23 protein-coding genes and 3 pseudogenes are annotated in these 23,246 nt (G+C 66.1%); 23 read left to right on the top strand and 3 right to left on the bottom strand.

The annotated features are described in order from the left end of the window. The first annotated feature begins 110 nt into the window (after positions 1-110). The 4 genes from ACROSR_RS17365 to ACROSR_RS17380 are packed head-to-tail and all read left to right on the top strand — an operon-like array spanning position 111 to position 3,262. Entirely contained in the window at positions 111-761 is a 651-nt protein-coding gene (locus tag ACROSR_RS17365) for an HNH endonuclease (RefSeq protein WP_432687185.1), read from the top strand. Then, on the top strand, positions 736-2,049 hold the full coding sequence (locus tag ACROSR_RS17370; protein ID WP_432687162.1) for a DNA modification methylase: 1,314 nt from the start codon (positions 736-738) through the stop codon (positions 2,047-2,049). The genes ACROSR_RS17365 and ACROSR_RS17370 overlap by 26 nt, the downstream gene beginning before the upstream one ends. Then, the gene (locus tag ACROSR_RS17375) at positions 2,049-3,050 is read left to right on the top strand and encodes a DNA cytosine methyltransferase (RefSeq protein WP_432687163.1); all 1,002 of its coding nucleotides are present in this window, start codon (positions 2,049-2,051) and stop codon (positions 3,048-3,050) included. The genes ACROSR_RS17370 and ACROSR_RS17375 overlap by 1 nt, the downstream gene beginning before the upstream one ends. Then, on the top strand, positions 3,047-3,262 hold the full coding sequence (locus ACROSR_RS17380) for a DUF7220 family protein (RefSeq protein WP_432687164.1): 216 nt from the start codon (positions 3,047-3,049) through the stop codon (positions 3,260-3,262). Before ACROSR_RS17375 ends, ACROSR_RS17380 begins: the two co-directional genes overlap by 4 nt. Positions 3,263-3,790: 528 nt before the next feature. On the opposite strand, the gene ACROSR_RS17385 is transcribed toward ACROSR_RS17380, so the two are convergent. The 3 genes from ACROSR_RS17385 to ACROSR_RS17395 form a co-directional block, all read right to left on the bottom strand. After that, complete coding sequence (locus ACROSR_RS17385) at positions 3,791-4,213, bottom strand: BLUF domain-containing protein (protein ID WP_432687165.1); 423 nt, start codon at positions 4,211-4,213, stop codon at positions 3,791-3,793. A gap of 694 nt (positions 4,214-4,907) precedes the next feature. After that, a complete protein-coding gene (locus ACROSR_RS17390; RefSeq protein ID WP_432687166.1) occupies positions 4,908-5,438 on the bottom strand; it encodes a DUF3489 domain-containing protein in 531 nt (176 codons plus the stop codon). Between the two features lie 97 nt (positions 5,439-5,535). After that, positions 5,536-5,805, bottom strand: a complete 270-nt coding sequence (locus tag ACROSR_RS17395) for a hypothetical protein (RefSeq protein ID WP_432687167.1) — start codon at positions 5,803-5,805, stop codon at positions 5,536-5,538. Positions 5,806-5,922: 117 nt separating this feature from the next. Between ACROSR_RS17395 and ACROSR_RS17400 the strand changes: the two genes are divergently transcribed. The 19 genes and pseudogenes from ACROSR_RS17400 to ACROSR_RS17495 form a co-directional block, all read left to right on the top strand. Continuing rightward, positions 5,923-6,525, top strand: coding sequence for a hypothetical protein (locus ACROSR_RS17400; protein ID WP_432687168.1), 603 nt, complete (start codon positions 5,923-5,925; stop codon positions 6,523-6,525). Then, positions 6,473-8,455, top strand: coding sequence for a phage terminase large subunit family protein (locus ACROSR_RS17405; protein WP_432687169.1), 1,983 nt, complete (start codon positions 6,473-6,475; stop codon positions 8,453-8,455). Before ACROSR_RS17400 ends, ACROSR_RS17405 begins: the two co-directional genes overlap by 53 nt. Positions 8,456-8,458: 3 nt before the next feature. Beyond that, a complete protein-coding gene (locus ACROSR_RS17410) occupies positions 8,459-8,674 on the top strand; it encodes a phage head-tail joining protein (RefSeq protein WP_432687170.1) in 216 nt (71 codons plus the stop codon). Between the two features lie 3 nt (positions 8,675-8,677). Further along, positions 8,678-10,201 carry a phage portal protein gene (locus ACROSR_RS17415; protein WP_432687171.1) on the top strand — a complete coding sequence of 508 codons (1,524 nt, stop codon included), beginning with the start codon at positions 8,678-8,680 and terminating at the stop codon, positions 10,199-10,201. Between the two features lie 4 nt (positions 10,202-10,205). After that, positions 10,206-11,252, top strand: coding sequence for a head maturation protease, ClpP-related (locus ACROSR_RS17420; RefSeq protein WP_432687172.1), 1,047 nt, complete (start codon positions 10,206-10,208; stop codon positions 11,250-11,252). A 6-nt stretch (positions 11,253-11,258) separates the two neighbouring features. After that, positions 11,259-11,630: a head decoration protein gene (locus ACROSR_RS17425; protein WP_432687173.1), complete on the top strand. Its 372-nt coding sequence runs from the start codon at positions 11,259-11,261 to the stop codon at positions 11,628-11,630. Between the two features lie 33 nt (positions 11,631-11,663). Further along, positions 11,664-12,667 (top strand): annotated as a pseudogene (locus ACROSR_RS20510) (major capsid protein). Next, a complete protein-coding gene (locus ACROSR_RS17440) occupies positions 12,667-12,978 on the top strand; it encodes a head-tail joining protein (RefSeq protein WP_432687175.1) in 312 nt (103 codons plus the stop codon). The pseudogene ACROSR_RS20510 and the gene ACROSR_RS17440 overlap by 1 nt, the downstream one beginning before the upstream one ends. Next, a complete protein-coding gene (locus ACROSR_RS17445) occupies positions 12,975-13,601 on the top strand; it encodes a DUF6441 family protein (RefSeq protein WP_432687176.1) in 627 nt (208 codons plus the stop codon). Before ACROSR_RS17440 ends, ACROSR_RS17445 begins: the two co-directional genes overlap by 4 nt. Before the next feature lie 206 nt (positions 13,602-13,807). Then, positions 13,808-14,641, top strand: coding sequence for a hypothetical protein (locus ACROSR_RS17450; protein WP_432687177.1), 834 nt, complete (start codon positions 13,808-13,810; stop codon positions 14,639-14,641). A 39-nt stretch (positions 14,642-14,680) separates the two neighbouring features. After that, positions 14,681-16,048, top strand: coding sequence for a tetratricopeptide repeat protein (locus ACROSR_RS17455; protein WP_432687178.1), 1,368 nt, complete (start codon positions 14,681-14,683; stop codon positions 16,046-16,048). Positions 16,049-16,194: 146 nt separating this feature from the next. Beyond that, positions 16,195-16,617: an acyl-CoA transferase gene (locus ACROSR_RS17460; RefSeq protein ID WP_432687179.1), complete on the top strand. Its 423-nt coding sequence runs from the start codon at positions 16,195-16,197 to the stop codon at positions 16,615-16,617. A gap of 142 nt (positions 16,618-16,759) precedes the next feature. After that, positions 16,760-17,698, top strand: coding sequence for a phage tail tube protein (locus ACROSR_RS17465; RefSeq protein ID WP_432687180.1), 939 nt, complete (start codon positions 16,760-16,762; stop codon positions 17,696-17,698). Then, the gene (locus ACROSR_RS17470) at positions 17,698-18,153 is read left to right on the top strand and encodes a phage-derived protein YdaY family protein (protein ID WP_432687181.1); all 456 of its coding nucleotides are present in this window, start codon (positions 17,698-17,700) and stop codon (positions 18,151-18,153) included. Before ACROSR_RS17465 ends, ACROSR_RS17470 begins: the two co-directional genes overlap by 1 nt. Before the next feature lie 68 nt (positions 18,154-18,221). After that, a complete protein-coding gene (locus ACROSR_RS17475; protein ID WP_432687182.1) occupies positions 18,222-18,380 on the top strand; it encodes a DUF7697 family protein in 159 nt (52 codons plus the stop codon). Then, a pseudogene (locus ACROSR_RS17480) lies at positions 18,373-19,338 on the top strand (phage tail tape measure protein); the annotation flags it as partial. The gene ACROSR_RS17475 and the pseudogene ACROSR_RS17480, both read left to right, overlap by 8 nt. A 2-nt stretch (positions 19,339-19,340) precedes the next feature. Beyond that, positions 19,341-20,951, top strand: a complete 1,611-nt coding sequence (locus tag ACROSR_RS17485) for a baseplate hub domain-containing protein (protein ID WP_432687183.1) — start codon at positions 19,341-19,343, stop codon at positions 20,949-20,951. A 28-nt stretch (positions 20,952-20,979) separates the two neighbouring features. Further along, positions 20,980-21,420, top strand: coding sequence for a C40 family peptidase (locus ACROSR_RS17490; RefSeq protein ID WP_432687184.1), 441 nt, complete (start codon positions 20,980-20,982; stop codon positions 21,418-21,420). 6 nt (positions 21,421-21,426) lie between these two features. Next, positions 21,427-23,246: pseudogene (locus ACROSR_RS17495) on the top strand (hypothetical protein); the annotation flags it as partial.

Genomic DNA, 23,246 nt, shown 5'->3' on the forward strand with positions numbered 1-23,246 from the left:
CGGATCGACGAACTCCTCCCTTGGAACTTCCAGACGTCAAGCTGAAAAGCCCGTGGGGCCCAGCTGGCGCTTACGTACGATCCTGTATCGAGTGTGGAAAGATCGAGCAGGTGAGAGCCGATAATGCGGCACAGCGATGCCGCAGCTGCTCGAGCCGTGCCTCTGCAGCGGAACGGTTTGGGAGACCAACAGTCAAGCCGAACTACGAAACCTGCCAGCATTGCCGATGCAGCTTTGTATCATCACCGAGCAACCGGCAGAAGTACTGCAGCCTCGGCTGCCTACGTGCCGCCAAATCGGTCGAGCGAACATGCGCGACCTGCGGGGGCTCGTTTCGCATCGCCAGGTCGGTCCTGTCGGATCGCACGAACTCCAGCGGGCGGTTTTGCTCGCGGTCCTGCTACGAGCGCCATCTGTGCCGGACGCCGCGGATCCGCGGGCGCGGCTCGCGATGGAAAACGATCCGCAAGGCTGCGCTCCGGCAGACGCCTTTCTGCGCCTTCTGCGGAAGGACCAGGCACCTTCAGGTGCACCACATCATCCCGTTCCGCCTCACGCGAGACAACACGCCGACCAACCTGATCCCGCTCTGCCGCGCCTGCCACAAGCGCGTGGAGAGCGTGTTCCACGATGTCGAGGCGGTCGACCCGCCGCTGCCCGTCACCAAGCTCGTCCTGTTCTGCAGCATCCATGCGCGCCGGACGGTGACCCTGCACCTGCTCAAGAGTTCCGCCCATGCCGACCAACGCGCTGCAGCTTGAACAATGGCCCATCGGCCGCCTCGTCGAATACGAGCGCAACCCGCGCAAGAACGACGATGTGGTCGACCGGATGGCGCAGGCCATCGTGGAATTCGGCTTCCGCATCCCGATCGTCGCGCGCAGCGACGGGCTGGTGGTCGACGGGCACCTGCGGCTGAAGGCGGCCCGGCTGCTCGGTCTCGACACCGTGCCGGTGGTCCTCGCCGACGAGTTGTCAGAGACGCAGATCAAGGCGTTCCGTCTGCTGGCCAACCAGTCGACGAACTGGGCGGAGTGGGATGAACTGCTCCTCTCGGCCGAGCTGCAGGAGCTGCTGGCCGACGACTACGACCTGTCGCTGGTCGGCTTCTCCGACGGCGAACTCGACAAGCTGCTGGCGTTCGATCCGGAGGCGGGTGGTGAAGAAGAGGGTGGCGCCGGGGGCTCCGTGCCCCCGGTGACCATCCCCGAACCACCGCGCAACCCGGCCTCGCGCTCCGGCGATCTGTGGATCCTCGGCGACCACCGGCTGCTCTGCGGCGACAGCACCAGCCACGAAGACGTCCGCCGCCTGATGAACGGCGAGCGCGCGGTGCTGTTCGCGACCGATCCGCCGTATCTGGTGGATTACGACGGCTCGAACCATCCCACACGCAACAAGGACTGGTCGCAGTCCTACGGCAATACCTGGGACGACAGTTCGCAGGGCGCGGAGCTCTACGACGGGTTCATTTCCGCCGCTGTCGCCGAGGCGATCACCGAGGATGCCGCGTGGTATTGCTGGCACGCGTCGCGCCGCCAGGCGATGCTGGAGGCCTGCTGGGAAAAAGCCGGGGCCTTCGTGCATCAGCAGATCATCTGGGTGAAGGACCGCGGGGTTCTCACCCGGTCGCATTACCTCTGGAAGCACGAGCCCTGCTTCATGGGCTGGCGCCGCCCGAACCGCCCGCCGAAGGTGGCCGAGCAGACGCTACCCTCGACATGGGAGATGCCCAGCTTCACGAAGGACGAGCGGCCCGACCACCCGACGCCGAAACCGCTCGACGCGTTCGGCATCCCGATGCGCCAGCACGTTGCGCGCGGCGGTGTCTGCTACGAGCCGTTCGCCGGGTCCGGCTCTCAGATCATGGCGGGCGAAGCCAATGGCCGCCGCGTCTTCGCGATGGAGATCAGCCCCGCCTATGTCGATGTCGCCGTGGAGCGCTGGCAGGCGGAGACAGGCGGGGACGCAATCCTCGATGGCGATGGCCGGACCTTCGCCGAGGTGAAGGAGGAACGGCTGGGCGACAAGGCCGAAGCCGCTGCCTGATGGCCGTCTATTACAACGATGCCGATCCCGCGGCCTGCGCATGGCTACGGGAGCTGATCGCGGCCGGGCTGCTGCCCGCAGGCGAGGTGGACGCGCGCTCCATCGTCGAGGTCGAGCCGCAGGACCTGCGCGACTTCACGCAATGTCATTTTTTCGCAGGGATCGGCGGCTGGCCCTACGCGCTGCGCCTCGCGGGCGTGGCCGAGGATCTGCCCGTCTGGACCGGTTCGCCACCCTGCCAGCCGTTCAGCCAGGCCGGGCAGCGCAAGGGACAGAACGATGACCGCCATCTCGCGCCAGCCTTCCTGCGCCTCGTCGCCGCTTGCCGACCGGACTTCGTGTTCGGCGAGCAGGTCGCGAGCGCGACAGTGCTCGGACGCGTTGGCGGAGCGACTTGCACGGCAATTGAGGACCCGGCTGACTGGGCGTGGTTCGACGCTCTGGCCGCTGACCTGGAAGCGGCATCTTACGCCGTCGCGGCGGCCGATCTGCCGGCTGCGGGCATCGGCGCACCGCATATCCGCCAGCGGCTGTTCTTCGGCGCCGTCGCCCTCGACTCTTCCGCAGGCAGGCTGGGCGACGGCCTCGGCGCGGGATCACAAGGACGGATCGGAATGCCGGGCGGTGCCGATCAATGCGCTGCTCGGCCGACAGGTCTGGCTGGCGGGCTGGTCGACGGCGATGGCCGGCTCGCCGGCAACGGACAGTTACAACGCGGCCGGAAACACCGATGCGAGCCGCAGGACGGTGAAGCTGGTCGACTGGTCGAAGGCGCCGACCCCGCCGGGACCAATGCGACGGACGGCGTCTGGCGAGATCCGGACTGGTTCCTCTGCCGCGATGGCCGCTGGCGGCCCGTTGAACCCGGAACATTCCCGCTGGTTGATGGGATACCCGGCCGCATGGGGCTCCTGCGGGGCTACGGCAATGCGATCGTGCCGCCGCTCGCGGCGGAATTCGTGACGGCGTTTCTGGAAAGCCTGCCGGAGGGAGCGCGATGAGCCAGAGCCGCAAGATGTCGATGATCGAAGCGGTCACGAATGTTGTCGCGGGCTACGGCATCGCTGTGTTGACGCAAACCCTGATCTTTCCGATTTTCGGCCTGCACGTCACACTGGCGCAGAATCTGAAGATTGGGCTCGTCTTTACGCTGGTCAGCCTCGCGCGGTCCTACGCGCTGAGGCGGCTTTTCGAGGCACGTCGCCTGCGATGAGGCTGGGTCGGTGACGCAAGACTATTCAGCCGCTCTGACGTACCACGGAAGTCCGACAACTCATTGCTTTCTTTGGGAAAGGGCGGCGGTGACGCAGGGAGGAGGAGAGCGTCACCGCCTTGGATCGAAAAGCTCAGGGAGGAGGAGGAGCTATCGATATCCCTATCCGTGAAGTAACCTGAAAATGCACGGTAGGAAAGGACTTTTGCTGCAATGCAGCATGACACTCCTTGCATAGCTTAAAAAATAAACACCGCCTCGGCGAGATGCCCAGATCCGGGCTTTTGGCGAACGCCAGGTGTGGGCTGTCTGCGTTGCCATGGGCGACTGGAACGCCGCGAGCCGCCGCTTTGCCTATCTATCTGCAGGTTCCGCGGGTCAAGCTGCCGAAGGGATTGGGTCTGTTGCGCGATACCGAGCGGGCAGACGACAGTGTGCCGGGCCTGATCGTGCTGAACTGGTGGAGAGGTGGCTCTCTTGATGTTCAGCGAAATGTCGGCACCGGCTGGTTACCGGGGTGGCGTATCGTCAATGATACCTGCGCTTGGCGCGTTTAACGCTTGCTACCTCTGTCGCCGCGGCCTGTATTTCACGCAACCGTAGATAAGAATACTTGAACTTCTTCATATCCGGTACAATCCTGGCGGTTTCATTGGGTTCGAGCAGCTCCATGTGCCAATCGGGGAAATCCCGCTCTTCGATGTCCTGTATTCCGAATGGCTCGACATTCTCGTGCCTGTCATCCTCGGCAATGCTCGCAAAGAGGTCATTGGTTTCTGCCGGCGGGCCCTCGATGGTTTGCATGAAAAACTTGCCGTCGAAAAGCAGGACTCCTGTGATGTCGTTCGCCTTGTTCTTTGGCTGACTTTCAGCAACGATGGTGAACACATCTTGCGCCGGATCGATCAACTTTTCCCTGCTTCGATAAGAAATCGTTAGTAAGTCTTTCACTGTGCGTATCTTTCTTTTCTGTCGAGTTTGCGGCACGGCTGGCGTAGGCCTCCCTTCATAGTTTCCCAAGGTGCCGGGAGATATTGTTCCCAGATCGGAAGAGGGCCAGCCTCGCGACAGGTTTGGATATAGACTGATCGTGAAAACAGCCTGATCGTCGGACCAGAACAGTCTCCTTCTTGATAACGATACATCAGGATGACCCGACCGTTATGCAAGTGGTGGACCTCCGCAGTCTTTTACCAACGCGCGAAATGCCAGACTCTGCCGTCCTTTTGGATACGCGTGGATAATCGTGATTTCGTGCTCCCGTGGACGTCGCAGTCAGCGCCATCATGCTGGAGCAGAACGACAAATGGGTCGTCTCTTGCCGTCACATGCTGGTGGAAAAGCTGACAGCCCTTTGCGGCTACTGCGGGGACCGTTTTGAATGGCCGCTGCGAATCAAAGTTACATGTGTGATGTGGTACCTGAAACTCACACCGCTCCGCACCCGTCGTGGGAAATTCTGCGGCAGCATATGCTCATGACGCTACCGTCGAGAAAGGGCTGTGACCGGTGTGCTGAACTCGTAGCATGCGAAAGCATCGCCGCCCGTTCGCAGTGCGCCCTTCGCGTCGATCAACTGCCACCGTGGAGTGCGTAGCCGCCGCCCGGCAGGACGGCGGCTTGGTCGGGTTTTGGGCGTGTTCGTTCAGCCCTCTGCGATCTTGTACGCCCGACCTCTGCCCTCGACCTTCTCGGAGGCGATCGTCAGGCCAAGCTTCTTTTTGAGCGCGCCGGACATCGCACCCCTAGCGGTGTGTGGTTGCCATTCGAGGGCCGCCACGATCTCGTCGATGGTCGCGCCGCCCTCGGCACGGAGCATCGCGATCAGCGCCTCCTGCTTGGTTCTGCTGCGGCGGCGCACGGGCTGCGGTGTGGCCTCGGGCTCCGGCTGGTCGTCGTCCTGCGCGTCGGGCGCGTCGATGATCCCGAGGGTGCTGTAGGCCAGCGGCGTCGCGCGCAGGTTGATGGGCCCGCGCTCTTCGTCATGCCGCCAGACAGTGTTGAGGTCGGTCGCTTCGATTTCCTCGATCAGCCCGCGTTTCAGCAGGCTTTTGCAGACATTGCCGACCGCGCCGCCCTTGAGGGTGGTGGTGACGGGGAACACGGCCCCGTCGTCGCGCGCGCAGGCGGTGGACAGGATGACGGACTGGGCGTCGGACAGCTGGATCTGGGTCATGGATGGTCTCCGGTTTCGGCTCGTGCGACATGCAGGAGCTTCTACCGGGTGAAGCCCGCCATGGTGGCGGGCCGTCCTTGGTCAGGGTCCGAAGGGGTTACCCGGCGTATTCGCCCTCGCCGAAGGCGCTGTCGGTGATGCGCTTGAGCAGCCCGTTGTAGTGCTCGAGCGTGCCGACCATGGCCCAGCCCACCTCGTCGGGATAGCAGTTGAAGTGGTCGTCGCTGAGCGCCTGCAGGCGGGCGAGTTGTTCGTCGATTTCGGCCTTCTTTGCGATGAAGGCGTTCAGGGCGGCTTCGCGGTTCCGCTTGGCCTTCTCGGCGCGCAGTTGGTGGCGCGGGGTGGTGATCGGGTTGAGGTTGGTCATGGTGTGGCTCCGAGTGGTGAGTTGCATCGTGCTTGTGGATCGACGTTCGCTCCGGGGCGGAACACAATCAACGGAAATCGCAGCAATACCATTGCTTTATGCCGCGCGGAGTGAGCCATGCAGGGCCTGAGCGAACGCCAGTATGCCGCGCGCGTGGGCCTGTCGCGCGGGGCGATCCAGAAGGCCAAGGATGCGGGGCGGCTGATACTCTTTGCCGATGGCAGCATTGATCCCGAAGCATCCGACACCCGTCGGGCGGAGACGACCGACCCTTCGAAATCCCGTGCGGCTCCCAAGGCAACCACGGCCGCAAAGGCAAAGCTGAAGCCGGTGCCCGAGGCCGCCGTCTCCGCGGTTGGAGACACGCTCAAGGAGCAGGGAATGGCCGCGCCGGCCGTCGGCGGCAGCACGACCTTCCTGCAGGCCAAGACCGCGAACGAGGTGCTCAAGGCGCAGGAACGCCGCATCCGGCTGCAAAAGCTGAAAGGCGACCTGGTCGACAAGGCGCGCGCGGAAACGCTGATCTTTCGGCTGGCGCGCGAGGAACGCGATGCCTGGGTGACCTGGCCCGCGCGGGTGGCCGCGCTCATGGCCTCGGAACTGGCGGCCACCCTCGGCGTGGGGATCACGGTGGAGGCAGCGGTGATGCAAAAGGTTCTGGAAGCCCATGTCCGCGCCCAGCTCGACAGTCTCGCCGAGATCCGCAGCGGCCTTGGATGACGATGTCGCGGGGTTCGACGGTGCCAACGACCTGCTGCGCGCCTGGTCGCGGGGCCTTCGCCCCGACCCGGACCTGACCGTGTCGCAATGGGCTGATCGCCATCGCTGGCTGTCGTCGCGCGCGAGCGCCGAACCCGGGCGCTACAAGACCGCGCGCACGCCCTACATGCGCGAGATCATGGATGCGCTGTCGCCGGTCAGCCCGGTGCAGCGGGTGGTGTTCATGAAGGCCGCGCAGGTGGGCGCGACGGAAGCCGGGAACTGCTTCATCGGCTTCGTGATGCATCACGCGCCGGGGCCGATGCTCGCGGTCCAGCCGACGGTGGAACTGGCCAAGCGCAACTCGCGCCAGCGGATCGATCCGCTGATCGAGGAAAGCCCGGAGCTGCGGGAGCGGATCAAGCCCGCGCGCTCGCGCGACGCGGGCAACACGATGCTCTCGAAGGAGTTCGCAGGCGGCATCTTGATCATGACCGGGGCCAATTCGGCGGTCGGGCTGCGCTCGACCCCGGCGCGGTACCTGTTTCTCGACGAGGTCGACGCCTATCCGGCCTCGGCCGACGAAGAAGGCGATCCGGTCAGCCTGGCCGAGGCGCGGTCGCTGACCTTCGCGCATCGCCGCAAGGCGCTGCTAATCTCGACGCCCACGATCCGCGGGCTGAGCCGCATCGAGCGCGAGTTCGAGGCCAGCGACCAGCGCCGCTATCATGTGCCATGCCCGCATTGCGGGCATGTGCAATGGCTGCGGTTCGAACGGCTACGATGGCAGAAGGGCCAGCCGGACACCGCAGAATACCACTGCGAGGGCTGCGACGCGCCCATTGCCCAGCATCACAAGACCCAGATGCTGGCGGAGGGCGACTGGCGCGCAACGGCAGAGTCGGAAGACCCGCACACGGTGGGCTATCACCTCTCGGCGCTCTACTCGCCGATCGGCTGGCTTTCATGGGCGCGGATCGCGCGGGCCTGGGAGGCGGCACAGGGCAATGACGAGGCGATGCGGGCCTTCCGCAACACCATTCTCGGCGAGACCTGGTTCGAGACCGGCGAAGCGCCGGACTGGCAGCGGCTGGCGGAGCGGCGCGAAGAGTGGAAAGCGGGCACCGTGCCGGCTGGCGGGCTGTTCCTCACCGCGGGCGCGGATGTGCAGAAGGACCGGATCGAGATCGATGTCTGGGCCTGGGGCCGCGGGCTCGAAAGTTGGCTGGTCGATCACGTCGTCATCGAGGGTGGTCCCGGCGATCCGGCCTGCTGGCAGACACTGACGGACCTGCTGGGCCGGACATGGGCGCATGCCTCCGGCCAGCACCTGACCATCGCCAAGCTGGCCATCGACACCGGCTACGAGACCAGCGCCGTCTATGGCTGGGCGCGGCAGGTCGGATTCACGCAGGTCGCCCCCGTGAAAGGGCTTGAGGGCTTCAACCGCGCGAGCCCGGTGACGGGCCCGACCTATGTCGACGCCACCGTGGCTGGCCGCCGACTGCGCCGCGGCGCACGGCTGTGGTCGGTGGCGACCTCAACCTTCAAGGCGGAGACCTACCGCTTCCTGCGGCAGGACCGGCCGACACAAGAGGAGATCACGGCCGGCGCCGCGTTTCCGGCTGGAACGGTGCATCTGCCGACATGGGCCGACGGCGAATGGCTCAAGCAGCTGACGGCGGAACAGCTGGTCACCGTGAAGGGCAAGCGCGGATTCTCGAAGCTCGAATGGCAGAAACTGCGCGAGCGCAACGAGGCGCTGGACTGTCGGGTCTATGCCCGGGCGGCCGCCTGGATCGCGGGCTCGGATCGCTGGTCGGAGGCGCGCTGGCAGGATCTGGAGCGGTCGCTGGCCGTGGAACCGGATGGATCGGAGGACACGCCAGCGGTCACACCCTCGCGCCCATCAGCGCGGCGGCGGACGATGCGCTCGAATTACATGAGGTGATCAATGCCGACAATCACCGAGCTTCGCGCTCGCCGCGACGCGCTCTCGGCGCAGCGATCCTCGGGCGTGGCCCGCGTCAGCTATGACGGCAAGACCGTGGAGTATCGCAGCGTGGCGGAGATCGACCGGGCGATCGAGGCGCTGGACCGCGAGATCGCGGCCCTCGAGGGGCGGCGCATCGTGCGCCATGTGCGCGTGACCACCACGAAGGGGCTGTGATCCATGGGGCTGTTCGACAGGTTTCGTCGTCCCGCGCGGGGTGGCCCGGCTGGCGCACGCGCGCGCCTCGAAGGGGCCATGTCCAAACGCCGGCTGCGGGGCTGGAATCCGCCGCTGGAGAACATCAACACGCTGGTGGCCTCGGGCGGCCCGAAACTGCTCGCCCGCGCGCGGGAACTGATCGTCACCAACGGCTACGCGGCCAATTCCTGCGAGGCCTTTGCGGCGAACGTGGTGGGCGACGGGATCAAGCCCTCGTCGCTGATCGAGGATGGTGACCTGCGCGACCGCGTCCAGCAGCTCTGGCTGGCCTGGACGGACGAGGCCGATGCCGACGGGCTGACCGACTTCTACGGGCTGCAGGCCATGGTGGCGCGCGAGATGTTCGTCGCCGGCGAGTGCTTCGTGCGGATGCGCCCACGCCGGGCCGAGGACGGGCTGCTGGTGCCGCTGCAGATGCAGCTGCTGCAATCGGAAATGCTGCCTTTCGAGAAGACCGGCACCGCCGCCAATGGCAACCGCATCCGCTGCGGGGTCGAGTTCGATGCGATCGGGCGGCGCGTGGCCTATCACTTTCGCCGCAACCATCCGGGCGACAGCACCGATCAGCGTGTCGCGGTGCCGGAGACCGTGCGCGTGCCGGCCGAGGATGTGCTGCATATCTATCGCCCGCTCGATGCGGGGCAGATCCGCGGGCTGCCGCATGTGGCCCCGGCCATGGTGCGGCTGTTCCTGCTCGATCAATATGACGACGCAGAACTGGACCGCAAGAAGACCGCGGCGATGTTCGCAGGGTTCATCACCAAGACCGCGCCGGAAGACCCGATGATGGGCGAGGACGAGGCCGATCTGGATGGCGCCGCCATCGCCAGCCTCGAGCCCGGCACGATGCAGGTGCTGCTGCCCGGCGAGGATGTGAAGTTCTCGAGCCCCGCGGATGTGGGCGGCGGCTACGAGGCGTTCCAGTACCGCACGCTGCTGGCGGTCTCGGCCTCGCTGGGGCTGCCCTATCATCTGGTCACCGGCGATGTGCGCCAGGCCAACTATTCCAGCCTGCGGGCCGAACTGGTCGAGTTCCGCCGCCGCGTGCAGCAGCTGCAGCACGGGGTGATCGCGCATCAGCTCTGCCGCCCCGTCTGGCGGCGGTGGCTGGAGACCGCGCAGCTGGCCGGTCGGTTGGACCTCGCGGATCCGGCGGCCGCGCGCATGGTGCAGTGGATCCCGCCTCGCTGGGACTGGGTCGACCCGCTGAAGGATATCCAGGCGCAGGTGCTGGCCATGGAGGCGGGGATCACCTCGCGGCGCAAGGTGGTCGAGGCCACGGGCTACGACGTCGAGGAGGTCGACCGCGAGAACGCGGTGGACACCGCGCGCGCCGAGGGCCTCGGCCTGCGCTACCGCACCAGCCCGGGCGAGACGCAGGGCGCGCGCGCGACGCCGGCCACGCGGCCGGGTCCCGGTGACGGCGCCGGTGGCAACAATGGCGAGGACGCGGCCGCGACCGACCCCGCCACCAATCAGGAGTGACATCATGAACAGCTGGTACACGATCCGCGCGCGGGACAGCGGCGCGGAGGTGCTGATCTATGACGAGATCGGCGCCTATGGCGTTTCGGCCAAGGGATTTCTGGCCGAGCTGGGCGCGCTGCCCGATGACGCGCCGATCGATCTGCGTCTCAACAGCCCCGGCGGCTCGGTCTTCGATGCCGTCGCCATCCACAACGCGCTGAGCCGGCATGCCGGCGCGGTCACCGTCTGGATCGACGGCATCGCGGCCTCGGCAGCCTCCTATGTGGCCATGGCGGGCGACGAGATCGTCATGCCGGAAAACGCCTTCCTGATGATCCATGACCCAAGCGGGCTAGTCATGGGCACGGCTTCGGACATGCGCGACATGGCCGGGACGCTGGACAAGATCGGGGCCAGCATGCTGCGCGGCTACGCGGCCAGATCCGGCAAGCCCGAGGCGGAGATCGCCGCATTCCTCGCGGCCGAGACATGGTTCGACGCCGCCGAGGCGCTGGAGGCGGGTCTTGCCACGCGGCTGGCCGAGCCGGTGCGCATCGCCGCTGCCTTCGACATCGGCCGGTTCCGCAACGCGCCGCCCGAACTGGTGGAAGCGGTCGAAGCCGTCGCGCCGGACGAAGACGCAGCGATAGGGGCAGACATCGTTGGAGGCAATGACGATGTTGCGTCGCCGACCGAGCCCGCGCCACAGCCCGGAAGCGAAGGGGCGGATGGCGCAGGTGACAACCTCCCCGCGGCCGAGACTGATCCCGGCAGCATTGTTGCAGACGCCAACAATGCTGCGGAGCAACCCGACGCCACCGCGATCCGCGCCGAGGCCATCGCGCATGCGCGCGCCGTCGTCGATCTCTGCCGCCTTGCCAGCCAGCCGCAGATGGCCGGGCGGTTTCTCGAGGAGGACGCCAGCCTCGACGCCGTGCGCGCCAGCCTGCTGGACGCGCGCGCCGAGGCCGCGCCGCAGATCAACCCGCATCACCCGCAACCCGGGCGCAGCGAGACCACACGGCCCTGGGGCGATGTCATCGCCCGGGCCTTCAAGCTCAAAGGATAATTCCCCATGGCCACGCTCACCGAAGACCAACACGCCGGCGGCTTTCTCACCTGGGAAGTGCTGCGCGACTTCACCCGCGACACCGTCACCATGGCGTCGGGCGCCGGCAAGCTCGCCCCCGGCACGGTGCTCGGCAGGATCACCTCGGGTGGCAAATACACGGGCCTTGCGCCCGCTGCCACCAACGGCAGCCAGAACGCCGCCGGCCTCCTCTGGGGCGCGGTCGACGCCACCGACAGCGATGCCCATGCCGTGGTGCTGGTGCGCGGCCCCGCCATCGTCAACCGCCACGAGATCACCTTCCCCGAGGGTGCCACCGAGACCCAGATCACCACCGCCACGACGGCGCTGGCCGCGCTCGGTATCCTTCTGCGCTGATCCCGAAACTGAAAGGACATTCCCATGGCCACCATGGACATCTTTGAAGGCGATGCCTTCTCCATCATCGAGCTCACCCGCGCGCTCGAGAACATCCCCTACAAGCCCGCGATCCTTTCCGGCGCTGACCTCTTTGGCAGTCGCGGCGTGCGCTCGCGCACCGTTATGATCGAGAGCCGCGACGGCACGCTGTCGCTAATCCCGTTCTCGGAACGCGGCTCGGCTTATGAGAGCCAGATCCCCGAGCGCCGCGACACGCGCGCCTTCGTCTGTCGCCAGTTCAAGAAGCAGGACGTGCTCTGGGCCTCGGAAATCCAGGCGATCCGCGACTTCGGCTCGGAGACGGCGGTCCAGCAGGTGCAGACGGAAGTGGCACGTAAGCTGGGCCGCCTGCGCAACGATGCCGAGGCCACCTTCGAGTTTCACCTCTTCAACGGCATCCAGGGGTGGTCAAGGACCCGAAGGACGGCGCCACCGTCATCGACTACCACGCCGAGTTCGGCATCACCCCGGCCGCCGAGATCGACTTCGATCTCGACAATGCGACCCCGGGCTCGGGCGCGCTGCGCAAGCGCTGTCAGGCAATGATCGAGAGCGTCGAGGACACGCTTGGCGGGCTGGCCGCCGGTCAGGTGCAGCTGCGCGCCGAATGCGGCTCGGCCTTCTTCGCCGATCTCGTGGCCCACAAGGAGGTGCGCGAGACGTACCTGAACACCGCCGCGGCGGCCGATCTGCGCGGCCGCGTGGGCGAGGAGGTCAGCTTCGGCGGCATCACCTTCCGCCGCTACCGGGGCGGGCTGGGCTTCGGCGTGCCGACCGACAAGGCGTATTTCTACCCCGAGGGCGTCGAGGGGCTGTTCGAGATCTACTACGCCCCCGCCGACACCTTCGAGACGGTCAATACCGTCGGCCTGCCGCTTTATGCGCGCATGATCCCGGATCGCGACCGCGACGAATGGGTGCGGCTGGAGATCGAGAGCAACCCGCTGCCGATCTGCACCCGCCCGCAGGTGCTGCGCAGCGCACGGCGGACCTGATGACGGCCGTCGCCTTGGCGCTCGACGCGCTGTTCGCCGATGGCAATGTCGGGCGCGAGGCCGTCTACACGCCCGAGGGCGGTGCGCCGACCCTTGTCCGCGTGGTGACCCGCCGCGCGGATGACATCACCGAGTTTGGCGACGCGCGCCTCTGGTCGGAGACCACGCGTGTCGATCTGCGCGTGGTCGAGGTGCCCCAACCCCGGCCCGGTGACCGGATCGAGATCGACGCCGAGGCGTTTCTCATCCAAGGCGAGCCCGTCCGCGATCGTGAGCGGCTGGTCTGGACCGTGGATCTGAGGCCGGCATGAAGGTCAAACTCGACGTCACCCCGGATCTGGTCGCCATCATGGCCGCGGAGATCAAGGCGGGCGAAAAGGCCGTCACCACCGCCACGCGCGAGGCCGGGACCAGTCTAAAGACCGCCTGGCGCGCGCAGATCACCGGCGCGGGACTCGGCCAGCGCTTGTCCCGCACCATCCGGTCAGCGCAATACCCGAAAGGCCAGCCCAGCCTGAACGCCGCTGCGTTGGTCTGGTCGAATGCGCCGGACATCGTCAGCGCGCACGACACCGGCCCGCTGATCCGCTCGAAGACCGGCTTCTGGCTGACGATCCCGTTGCCCGCCGCCGGGCGCGGACGCCGGGGCGGCAGAATCACCCCTGGCGAATGGGAGCGCCGCCGCGGTCTGCGCTTGCGCTTTGTCTATCGGCGCTCCGGACCGAGCCTGCTCGTGGCCGACGGGCGTCTGAACAACCGGGGGCTAGGCGTCGAGTCGCGCTCGAAGACTGGACGCGGTCGCGCCACGGTGCCGATCTTCTTGCTAGTCCCGCAGGTGAAGTTGCCCAAGCGGCTGGATCTGGATCGAGATGCCGCGCGGGCGCAAGCCAGCCTTCCGGGGCTGATCGTGGCGAACTGGGTGGAGGTGCGATAGCCCTGAGCCTGCTGTTCAGAACAGTTGCGCAATAAGCAGCGCAGCGGTAGCAAGTGCTCAAGAGATAATTGGCAAGATCACCCCTGTTGTGTGAATGTCGCACAAGCAATCATGTGAAGCTCCATCGACTATCTTGTAACAGGGATTTCAAGGTAGGAATTGGTAAACAGGCAGACACAGTCAAGGACGTGCAAGGTTCAATGAAAATGAAAAAGATGGTTGTCGCGTGCGTGTGCACAGGCCTTTCGGCCTGCGGCGTGGACGATTCGGGAGAAACTGACCCGAACCGATTTGCAGGCAGCGGCGAAATCGAAAGCATACCGATAGCAGATGAACGGTACAGCGGTGATATTGAATCAATCTCCTACGATCCGGATTCAGACACTCTGATCGTGCAAGGCGAGCCTTTTGACGTTGCCGGTCGGTTCAACCGAGTGTCGGAAAGGGACGTGCGCGGGTTTGCGGCTTTCGAGAATGAAGGCGGGGCACGGCGCTATCTGGCCCTCGTGCGCACGGATGGGACCCATGGCGTTTCTGCCGGTGTAGTCGGAACCCCTGTTCGGCTGGACCGTGAGTTCGGCGGTACCGTGCTTACGCGCGCCGATATTCCAGAGCTGCCGCGCAATGTTCAGGTCCGGCATGTCGGAGATTACGCTGGCATTCGCAATGTCGGGAGTAATGACGGCGGTGATATGACGGATTCGTTCCTGCATCGGGTGGAGGGGCGCGTTCAACTTGACCTTGACTTCGCGGACCGGATACCGAGCGTTGAAGGCGTTATCCGAGATCGACGTAGCCTGGATCAGACCGTAGAGGTGGAAGAAGAAGTCCGAAACGTCCAATATGACGACGTTGTAATGCAATTCACGAGTATAGACATCGAAGGCAATTTCACCGGGGTTGCAGCCGTCAACAAAGTGGATGTCGGAGCATATGACGGCATGATCGCAGGGGACGATGCCGCCGCATCCGCGGGCGTTGTCATCATCAGGGAAGGTGATGAGTTGGAGCGTGGCGCCTTCATCGCCCGGGTGGAATGAGCCAGCAGTTTGACACCAATAAAGCCTGCACGTCATCGGTTGACCTATGCCCTGCTGACCCTGCTCTGCCTGATCACCGTCTGCCTAGGCGCACGTGAAGCTGACGCAAAGGATGCAAGTTTCGAACTCGACGCCGAACAATCGGTTCTGTTGGGGCGCGAGGTCCTGGCAGCCGGAAAACCCGAGATCGCTCTAGCGCTAGCACGCGCGCTGATTGATCGGCACGCACAAGATCCGGATGCGCTGGTGCTCATGGCTGCGGCACTGCAGCATCTTGGAAACTATAACGAAGCGCGCAACGTCGCGCGTTCAGCTTATTCTGCGTCAAAAACAGACCAGCAAGCATTCGAGTCTGCGATGCTGGTTGGCAGGTCGGATTTTCACCGCGACGCGTATACGCGGTCGCAATGGTGGCTGCGACGAGCTGCGCAGGCCGCTCCCGATACCGAAGCCCGGCGCATTGCCGAGCGCAACTTCAAACATGTCAGACGCGTCAATCCACTGAGGCTCCAGTTCAGGATCGGCGTCAGATCATCGTCGAATATCAACGATGGCAGCAGCACCGAAGAAATCGAGTTATTCGGCCTGCCGTTCCGGCTTCTGGGAACGTCGCGTGCGCTATCTGGAACCGAACTCGCGGTTGACGCTGATCTGCGCTACCGCATTGCTCAGTCGGAGCGAAGCGAGACAGCCCTGACAACTGAACTGGAAACCCGGAGCTATCGCCTGTCAAGTGAGGCGCAACGGCAGGCTCCAGATGCGAGCGGCAGCGATTTCAACTTTCAAAGGGTCGAAGTCGGCGCACTTCATCGGTTCGCACGTGCCGAGGGCAATTCCGTTTATGAAGTTGCCGGCGCGGTCGGGTTGACATGGTACGGTGGCGAGAAGTTGAGTGATTACGCCCGTTTGCGCCTGTCCCAAAGCTTTCAGTTGCGCCCCTCGACCGGCCTCCGGGTGACCCTCAGCACTCAGAAGCAGTGGCGGCAAGACAGCGCGGCTCGGTCGGTCTTCAGCTATGGTCTGCAGGGAGAAATCCGGCATCACCTGAAGACCGGTGCCCGGCTCATTTTCTTGGGCTCGGTCAGACGGACCGAGGCAGATGCTGCTTATATCCAGAATACCGCCCTGCGCGCGCAGTTGATCTACAGGATGGCCGAGCCGATTTTCGGCGTTCGCTTCTCGTCAAGCGTCGGTCTGGAACAGCGCCGCTATCCAGCCGATGGCTTTCAGCCATCGGGGCGACGTGATCTGCGCGGAAAGCTTGGTATTTCAGCCTCTTTCGAGAACATCGAATACATGGGCTTCACGCCGTCCTGGCATGTCGAGTTTTCCCAGACAGATTCGAATGTCGCGTTTTACGAGCAGGAATCGGTCGACATGTTCCTCGGGATCAATTCCAGTTTCTGAACACGCCTCCGAACGATTATCCGCGCATGCAGTTATAGCATGACACCTTTTTCCTACCCCTCGAAAAACGCTTTGACGCGCCACCCGGGCTTGGTCAGCGGGGTGTCGAGGATGCAACAACCATTCACCCAGCAAAGGATCCACCCATGCCCTCGACCCGCGAGACGATCCTGTCGGCGCTGACGGCACAGCTTTCCGCATACGCGGTTGCCACGGTGCTGCGTGGCGAGGTCCTACCCGAGCGTGTCCCGGCCGAGGGCCTGCTGATCCTGCGTGACGGCGAACCAGGGGAGCCCGAAGTCACACTGTCGCCTCTGCGCTATCACTACCAGCACCAAGCCGAAATCGAGGCAGTGGTGCAAGGCGCCGACCTTGATGCCGCCTTCGACACGCTGACCGCCAGCATCGGCGCGGCGCTCGCCTCCGACCGCACGCTGGACGGCCTCTGCGACTGGGTCGAGGCCGAAGCGCCGCGCCCGGTCGATCTGCCCGTCGAGGGCGCGGCAAGCCTGAAGGCGGCAGTTGTTCCGGTCGTCTTGCATTACTCAACTGACGACCCGCTTGGGTGAATCTGCGGCCAGCCTGAAGGCCGCGTTCGGCGGGACGACCGTCCACTGGACTGTCGTCTTATCCGCCTCACTCCCGATCGTTCTTCACTATTCCACGGCCGATCCGCTTGGCTGATCCACCCGACAATCCGAGGAGAACAGCATGGCACGAGCGCAGGGGGCGCGGGCGCAGATGGCGCTTGCGTTCGAGACGACCTATGGAACGCCGCCCGCGGGCGGTTTCACCCGCATGCCCTTCGCCAGCACGTCGCTCGGCGCGGAGCAGCCGCTGCTCAACTCGGAATTGCTCGGCTACGGCCGCGATCCGCTGGCGCCGATCAAGGACGCGGTAACCTCGGACGGCGATGTGGTCGTGCCGATCGACACGCAGGCGTTCGGTTTCTGGCTGAAGGCGGCCTTCGGTCAGCCTGCCACCACCGGCACCGGCCCCTGGACACACGAGTTCCAGTCGGGGTCCTGGACGCTGCCCAGCATGTCGATCGAGACCGGCATGCCGGAGGTGCCGCGTTATGCGATGTATTCCGGCTGCGTGCTGGACACGCTCAGCTGGCAGATGCAGCGCTCGGGGCTGCTGACGGCGAACGCGAGCCTTGTGGCACAGGGCGAAAGCACCGCCACGGCGTCTGCCGCCGGCACACTGGCCGAGCTGGACCTGCAGCGCTTCGGCCATTTCAACGGCGCGATCACGCGGAACGGATCGTCCCTCGGCAACATCGTCTCGGCCGAGATCACCTATGCCAACAATCTCGATCGGGTGGAAACCATCCGGCCGGATGGCCGCATCGACGGGGCGGACCCGAGCATCGCCGCGCTGACGGGCCGGGTCGAGGTGCGCTTCGCCGACCAGGTGCTGGTCAACCAGGCGATCAATGGCGATCCCTGCGAGCTTGAGTTCGGCTATACGTTACCCTCCGGAGAAAGCCTTTCTCTGACCGCGCATGCCGTCTACCTGCCGCGCCCGCGCATCGAGATTTCCGGCCCGCAGGGCGTGCAGGCGACCTTCGACTGGCAGGCCGCCCGCGACAGCGTCGTCAGCCGGATGTGCACCACCACCCTCGTGAATAATGTGGAGACCTACTAATGCTGACGCTCGACCTGACGAACGCGCCACGATGGCATGACCTTGCCCCCGGCGTCCGGGTCCAACTTCGTCCGCTGACCACCGCGCTAATGGTTGCCACCCGCAGCGATCCGGCTGTGGAGGCGGTCCCCGAGGACGCCACCGACGAGGAACGCGCCGTCGCCTTCGCCAAGGCGCTCGCGCGCCGGGCTGTGCTAGACTGGGAGGGTGTCGGCGAAACGGACGGTAATCCCATCGAGCCCAGCCCCGAGGCCATCGACGCTCTCCTCGACGTCTGGCCGATCTTCGAGACCTTCCAGCTGACCTATGTCTCCAAAGGCCTGCTGCTGGAGCAGGAAAAAAACGCCTCCGCGCCCTCGCCGAGTGGTCCTTCGGCGGGGGCGATCGATACTGCGAGGGCTGCGAACCCAGCGAAGCCTACCCACAAGCGTGCCAGGACTGCCCCGCGGTCCTAAACCAGCCGCTGACGTTCGAGGGCACGCAGGTCTGGGACCTTGTCGGCCGTCTCGGCGGCCAGCTGCGCGTGCTGCCCGGTGCGGTGATCGGCTGGGACATGTCCGCCGCGCTGTCTCTCGGGACAGCCCTCGGTGTCCCACCGCTGGCCATGGCCGAGCTGCTGCCCGGCATCGAAGCGGTGATGGTGGCCAAACTCAACGAACAGATGGAACAGTCCCATGGCTGAGAAACGGGTCAGCGTCCGCCTCGCGGCGACGGGCGGCCGGCAGGTGCGCGCCGAGCTGGAGGGCGTGGGCGAGGCCGGCAAGCGCGGCTTCAGGCGGCTCAGCCAGGAAATGGAGGCGGCGAACCGGCGACTGGCCGGCTTTGCGCGCCGGGTGCGGGTGGCCTCGGCAGCCGCTGTCGCGGCCGCCACGGCGGCGGGCGTGGCCATGGTGCGCTCCGGTCTGCAGACGGTGGATGCGCAGGCCAAGCTCGCGCAATCGCTGGGCACCACCGTCGCGTCGATCCAGACGCTGGAGCGCGCGGGCGAACTGGCCGGCGTGGCGATGTCCGGCATCGAGCAGGCTACGAAGGACCTGACGCGCCGCCTCAGCCAGGCGGCCGCCGGGACAGGCCCCGCCGCCGACGCGCTGGACCGGCTGGGGCTTTCGGCCACCGAGCTGATCGCACTGCCGCTGGACCAGCGCGTCGGTGCGATCAACGCCGCCATTGAAGACTTTGTGCCGGCCGCGGAGCGCGCCGCCGTCGCGGGCCAGCTGTTTGGCGAGGAAGGCTCCATCGCCATGTCGCGGATCGATAGCGCCACGCTGCGCCAGGCGACGGAGGACGTGCGGGATTTTGGCGTCGTGGTGTCTGAACAGGACGCCGCCCGGATCGAGCGGACCAATGACGCCATCTCGCGCCTCGGGCTGGTCTGGCGCGGGCTTTCGAACCAGCTGGCCGTCGCGGCCGCCCCCGCGCTGGAAGCGGTCGCCGAGGCCATGGCGGCGGTTGCGCGCACCACCGGCCCGCTCGGGCAGGCCATCCAGGGGCTCTTCGCCAACCTCGGACGGCTGGCCAGTATCGCAGGGAGTTTTGCCGCCTTCCTGGCCGGCCGCTGGGTCGCCGGGCTTGCCGCCGCCGCGCTCTCGGTCCGCGGGCTTGCCACGGCGCTGGTCGTCCTGCGCGGGGCGCTGATCCGCCCATGAAGTCGACCTCGACAGCGCTCGCAGCCCACCTCGCCGGGCCGGTGACGACGCTCGCCACCTGCTGGCGTATCTCGCGCATCGACGGCAGGGAGTTCTTCTTCACCGACCACGACCGCGATCTGGCGTTCGAGGGCAATCTCTACAGGGCGAGTTCCGGCTATTCGCGCACGGCCATCGCGGGCGACGCGAGCCTCAGCGTCGACAATCTCGACGTCGAGGGCGTCTTCGACAGCGCGGCGATCACCGAGGAAGAGCTCCGCGCGGGTCTCTTCGATCAGGCGGAGGTGCGGATCTTCATCGTCAACTGGGCGGATCCGGCCATGGGCGCTCTGCGGATGCGGCGCGGCTGGTTCGGAGAGGTCGTGCTGAGCGAGCAGGACATATTCCGGACCGAGCTGCGGGGCATGACGCAAGCGCTGCAGCAACGCATCGGCGAGCTTTACAGCCCCGAATGCCGCGCCGATCTCGGAGATCACCGCTGCAAGGTGCCGGTCGCGCCGTCCGAGATCGCCCGGTCGACGGCGTACAATGTCGGCGACGTGGTGCGCGTGCGCACGACCGGCACGCCGGTCAGTTTCCTGCTTCCGATCGTCAATGGCAGCTTCGAGGCGGATGGCGCCGGCGGCGGGTCCGGCTTCACGCCGACAGGATGGACGAAGGTGTCCGGCGACTGGGACGTGCATGACGCGGGCAATGGCAGCCTGGCGCCTGCGGCTGGCAGCTACTACCTGGAGGGCGGAAGTTCCGCATCCGGTGAGGTGACCCAAACACTCGACCTCGTCGCATCGGGACTGGATCCACTGCAGATCGACGCAGACGCCTACCGGCTGGATGCCTCGGTAAGCCGGGCGAACTCCTTCCCCGATGATCTGGGCCGGGTTGTCCTCGAGGCCTTTGACGGCGCGGGCAGCCTACTCGCCACACTGCTTGATACCGACTTCGAGGCCATCCTCCCCGAGGACAGCTGGGCGCAGAGGGGTGTCGATCAGGCGCAGCTGCCGGCGGGCACGCGCGTCCTGCGGATCCGGCTGCTGCACCAGCTTGCGGCCGGCAGCCAAGCCAACGCGGCCTTCGATGCGGTCACGGCGGTGATCACCGACACCACCGCCGCGATCCCGACCGCGGCGGATTACGAGAACCGCGTCTATCGCTGCGTGAGTGCAGGCACGACCGCCGCGACGCAGCCCGCGTTCGACACAAGCGTGGGCGCGCAGACCCTCGATGGCGACGCCGTGTTCGAGGCCGAGGAGGCCTGGACCCGGTCAGGCGTTGTGACCGAGGTCACCGATCGCGCCGTCTTTACCGCCGAACTCGATGAGCCCCGCGCCACCGACGACTGGTTCGCGGGCGGTGTGCTGACCTGGGAGACCGGTGCCAATGCCGGGCGCGCCATCGAGGTGAAGGGCTGGGGGCAGACCACCGGCCACGTCGAACTGTTCCTGCCCATGGGCTACGCGATTGCCGCGGGCGACATGTTCCGCATCCATCCCGGCTGCGACAAGCGGCTCGACACCTGCATCGACCGCTTCGCGAACGTCCTGAACTTCCGCGGCGAGCCTTACGTGCCCGGCCAGGATGTCATGATGCGATATCCCGATGCACGATGAGATTATTCCTCCTCAGAGCGTTACCCCTGTGACCGCCACTCCGGAGACCGTCACCCCTGAGGCGATCGTCGCCGAGGCGCGAACATGGCTGGGCACCCCCTGGCGGCACCAGGGGCGCAGCATCCGGGGCCTCGATTGCGTCGGGTTGGTGGTGGTGGTCGCCCGGGCGTTGCGGCTTTCCGATTATGATCACACCGCCTACGGGCGCCGCGCGCAGGGACAGAACTTTGTCGACCACTTTCGCGCGCACATGGACGGCGTCGCCATCACGGACTCTCGGCCCGGCGATGTGCTGGTCTTTGCCGATCAGGCCTGTCCCTGCCATTGCGGCTTTCTGACGGAACGGCTCGGGCGGCCGCATCTGCTGCATGCGCACGCCACGCGCCGGCAGGTGATCGAGGAACCCTATGCCGGCGAGTGGCCCCGCAAGGTCAAGTTCGCCTTCCGCTTTCGCCACCCCGGAACCTGATCTCGCATGGCCATTCTCGTTGCAGCAGGCGGCGCCGCACTCGGCTCCGCGGTCGGCCTCGGCTGGCAAGCCGGCTGGCTCGTCGGCTCTGTCGCGGGCAACCTCCTGTTTCCCGTCAGGGGCCAAAACGTCACCACCGAGGGACCGCGCCTCGGCGACCTGACCGTGTCCTCGTCGGCCTATGGCGCATCGATCGCCACCGGCTACGGCACCTTGCGCATGGCCGGCAACATGATCTGGACCGCCGGCATCGCCGAGCAGAAGAACGTCACCCGGACCCGCTCGGGCGGCAAGGGCGGCGGCGGCGCCACCCAGACCTCGGTCACCTATTCCTATTTCTCGTCCTTCGCGCTCGCCTTCGGCGAAGGGCCGGCCGGGGACGTGCTTCGGATCTGGGCGGACGGCAAACTCATCTACGACAAGACCGGCGCAAGCCCCGATGTCGCGAGGCCCGATCTCAGGTTCCGGTTCCATTCCGGCGCGGAGGATCAGCTGGCCGACCCGCTGATCGAGACGCATGTCGGCGCGGGCCGTGCGCCCGCCCATCGGGGTCTTGCCACCATCGTCTTCGAGGACCTGGCGCTCGCGGACTTCGGCAACCGCATCCCCAACATCACGGCGGAGATCACCTACCAGCGGGCGGCGCAGCAGCCCTGGCAGAGCATCGACTTCATCACGACTGGCGAGGGCGCGTCTCTCGGCTCCTACCAGATCGACGAGCTGGCGGTCGACTGGCGCCGCGGCTACGGGTATTTCCTGTCGTCGAGCAGCGATGCCGCGGCCGCCGGGATCCGCCGCTTCAGCCTGCGCACCATGAAAGAAGACCGCCAGGCGCGGATGACGGATATCACGGCCGTCGCGCCGAACAACTTCCCCCGCACGCTCTTTTGCGGCGAGGACGGCCATCTCTACCTCACCGCGGGGACGGGCAACTCGCGCCCGATATTGAGGGTCGAGCCGAATGCGCTCAAGGAAGTCACGCGGTTCGGGAGCCGGAGCAACGGGCTGACCAATGCCACGACGCGCTTTGTCGCCACGACCTGGATGGGGATGGTGTCGGCCTATGGCCCCACCGGGCGGGTCGATTTCCTGCTGACCGGTTCGCTTTTCGATGATGTCGGCCTGCTGCGCGCCGACACCATGGCCTATGTCTGGGGCGCCGGTCAGGGCGTGGCGGAGTCGCGTGTGCGCGGCGTCATAGCCGGCGCTGTCGGCGAAGGGTTCGGCGAGGGCTGGGTGCTGGCCAGCGGCCGGGGGATCAATCACTCCAGCCTCGGGCTCTACCGCCTCCGCGTCGCGGCCACCGCGCGCTACGACAGCGTCTCCGGGCAAAGCCTCGGCGTCACCTTCGAAAAGATAGCCAGCTTTGCTCCGACGGATCTCGAGCCCGGCGCGACAGGCTTCTGGGACACCGCCGGGGGCCTGATCTACGATGTCACCGATGACAGCGTCCTCTTCCAGGCGCGCGTGGCAAATGGCAGCTCGGCCGGCGCGATCTACACGCTCAAATGGCGCAGCGACACCGGCCTCGTCTGGAAGACGGTCGTGCCACACCAGATCAATTACGAGGGGCCGTTCTTCGGGCAAAGCCGGCTCACCGGGCAGCGCTGGACGCTGATGCGCAGCACGCGGCTCATCCAGCTCGACACCGCGACCGGTGCCGTGGTGCTCGACGAGACCTGGCCCTATCCCGTCAGCGAGCGCGGCGCGCAGGTTTATGATGCGGCCTCCGACACGCTTCTGGTGCGTGGCAGCGACGGCTGGGCGAAGCTCTTTCTCAATCGCGGCGGCGGTGGTGGAGAGACGCTCTCCGGCATCGTCTCCGA

The sequence above is a fragment of the Roseovarius tibetensis genome (assembly GCF_050896375.1).
In the GTDB taxonomy this organism is placed as follows: Bacteria; Pseudomonadota; Alphaproteobacteria; order Rhodobacterales; family Rhodobacteraceae; genus Roseovarius; species Roseovarius tibetensis.

What these genes read in the sequence shown, in the direction of transcription:
- ACROSR_RS17370 (WP_432687162.1), top strand. Translation starts at nt 736, where the DNA reads ATGCCGACCAACGCGCTGCAGCTTGAACAATGGCCCATCGGCCGCCTC.
- ACROSR_RS17375 (WP_432687163.1), top strand. Translation starts at nt 2,049, where the DNA reads ATGGCCGTCTATTACAACGATGCCGATCCCGCGGCCTGCGCATGGCTA.
- ACROSR_RS17380 (WP_432687164.1), top strand. Translation starts at nt 3,047, where the DNA reads ATGAGCCAGAGCCGCAAGATGTCGATGATCGAAGCGGTCACGAATGTT.
- ACROSR_RS17390 (WP_432687166.1), bottom strand. Translation starts at nt 5,438, where the DNA reads ATGACCCAGATCCAGCTGTCCGACGCCCAGTCCGTCATCCTGTCCACC.
- ACROSR_RS17395 (WP_432687167.1), bottom strand. Translation starts at nt 5,805, where the DNA reads ATGACCAACCTCAACCCGATCACCACCCCGCGCCACCAACTGCGCGCC.
- ACROSR_RS17400 (WP_432687168.1), top strand. Translation starts at nt 5,923, where the DNA reads ATGCAGGGCCTGAGCGAACGCCAGTATGCCGCGCGCGTGGGCCTGTCG.
- ACROSR_RS17405 (WP_432687169.1), top strand. Translation starts at nt 6,473, where the DNA reads ATGTCCGCGCCCAGCTCGACAGTCTCGCCGAGATCCGCAGCGGCCTTG.
- ACROSR_RS17410 (WP_432687170.1), top strand. Translation starts at nt 8,459, where the DNA reads ATGCCGACAATCACCGAGCTTCGCGCTCGCCGCGACGCGCTCTCGGCG.
- ACROSR_RS17415 (WP_432687171.1), top strand. Translation starts at nt 8,678, where the DNA reads ATGGGGCTGTTCGACAGGTTTCGTCGTCCCGCGCGGGGTGGCCCGGCT.
- ACROSR_RS17420 (WP_432687172.1), top strand. Translation starts at nt 10,206, where the DNA reads ATGAACAGCTGGTACACGATCCGCGCGCGGGACAGCGGCGCGGAGGTG.
- ACROSR_RS17425 (WP_432687173.1), top strand. Translation starts at nt 11,259, where the DNA reads ATGGCCACGCTCACCGAAGACCAACACGCCGGCGGCTTTCTCACCTGG.
- ACROSR_RS17440 (WP_432687175.1), top strand. Translation starts at nt 12,667, where the DNA reads ATGACGGCCGTCGCCTTGGCGCTCGACGCGCTGTTCGCCGATGGCAAT.
- ACROSR_RS17445 (WP_432687176.1), top strand. Translation starts at nt 12,975, where the DNA reads ATGAAGGTCAAACTCGACGTCACCCCGGATCTGGTCGCCATCATGGCC.
- ACROSR_RS17450 (WP_432687177.1), top strand. Translation starts at nt 13,808, where the DNA reads ATGAAAAAGATGGTTGTCGCGTGCGTGTGCACAGGCCTTTCGGCCTGC.
- ACROSR_RS17460 (WP_432687179.1), top strand. Translation starts at nt 16,195, where the DNA reads ATGCCCTCGACCCGCGAGACGATCCTGTCGGCGCTGACGGCACAGCTT.
- ACROSR_RS17465 (WP_432687180.1), top strand. Translation starts at nt 16,760, where the DNA reads ATGGCACGAGCGCAGGGGGCGCGGGCGCAGATGGCGCTTGCGTTCGAG.
- ACROSR_RS17470 (WP_432687181.1), top strand. Translation starts at nt 17,698, where the DNA reads ATGCTGACGCTCGACCTGACGAACGCGCCACGATGGCATGACCTTGCC.
- ACROSR_RS17485 (WP_432687183.1), top strand. Translation starts at nt 19,341, where the DNA reads ATGAAGTCGACCTCGACAGCGCTCGCAGCCCACCTCGCCGGGCCGGTG.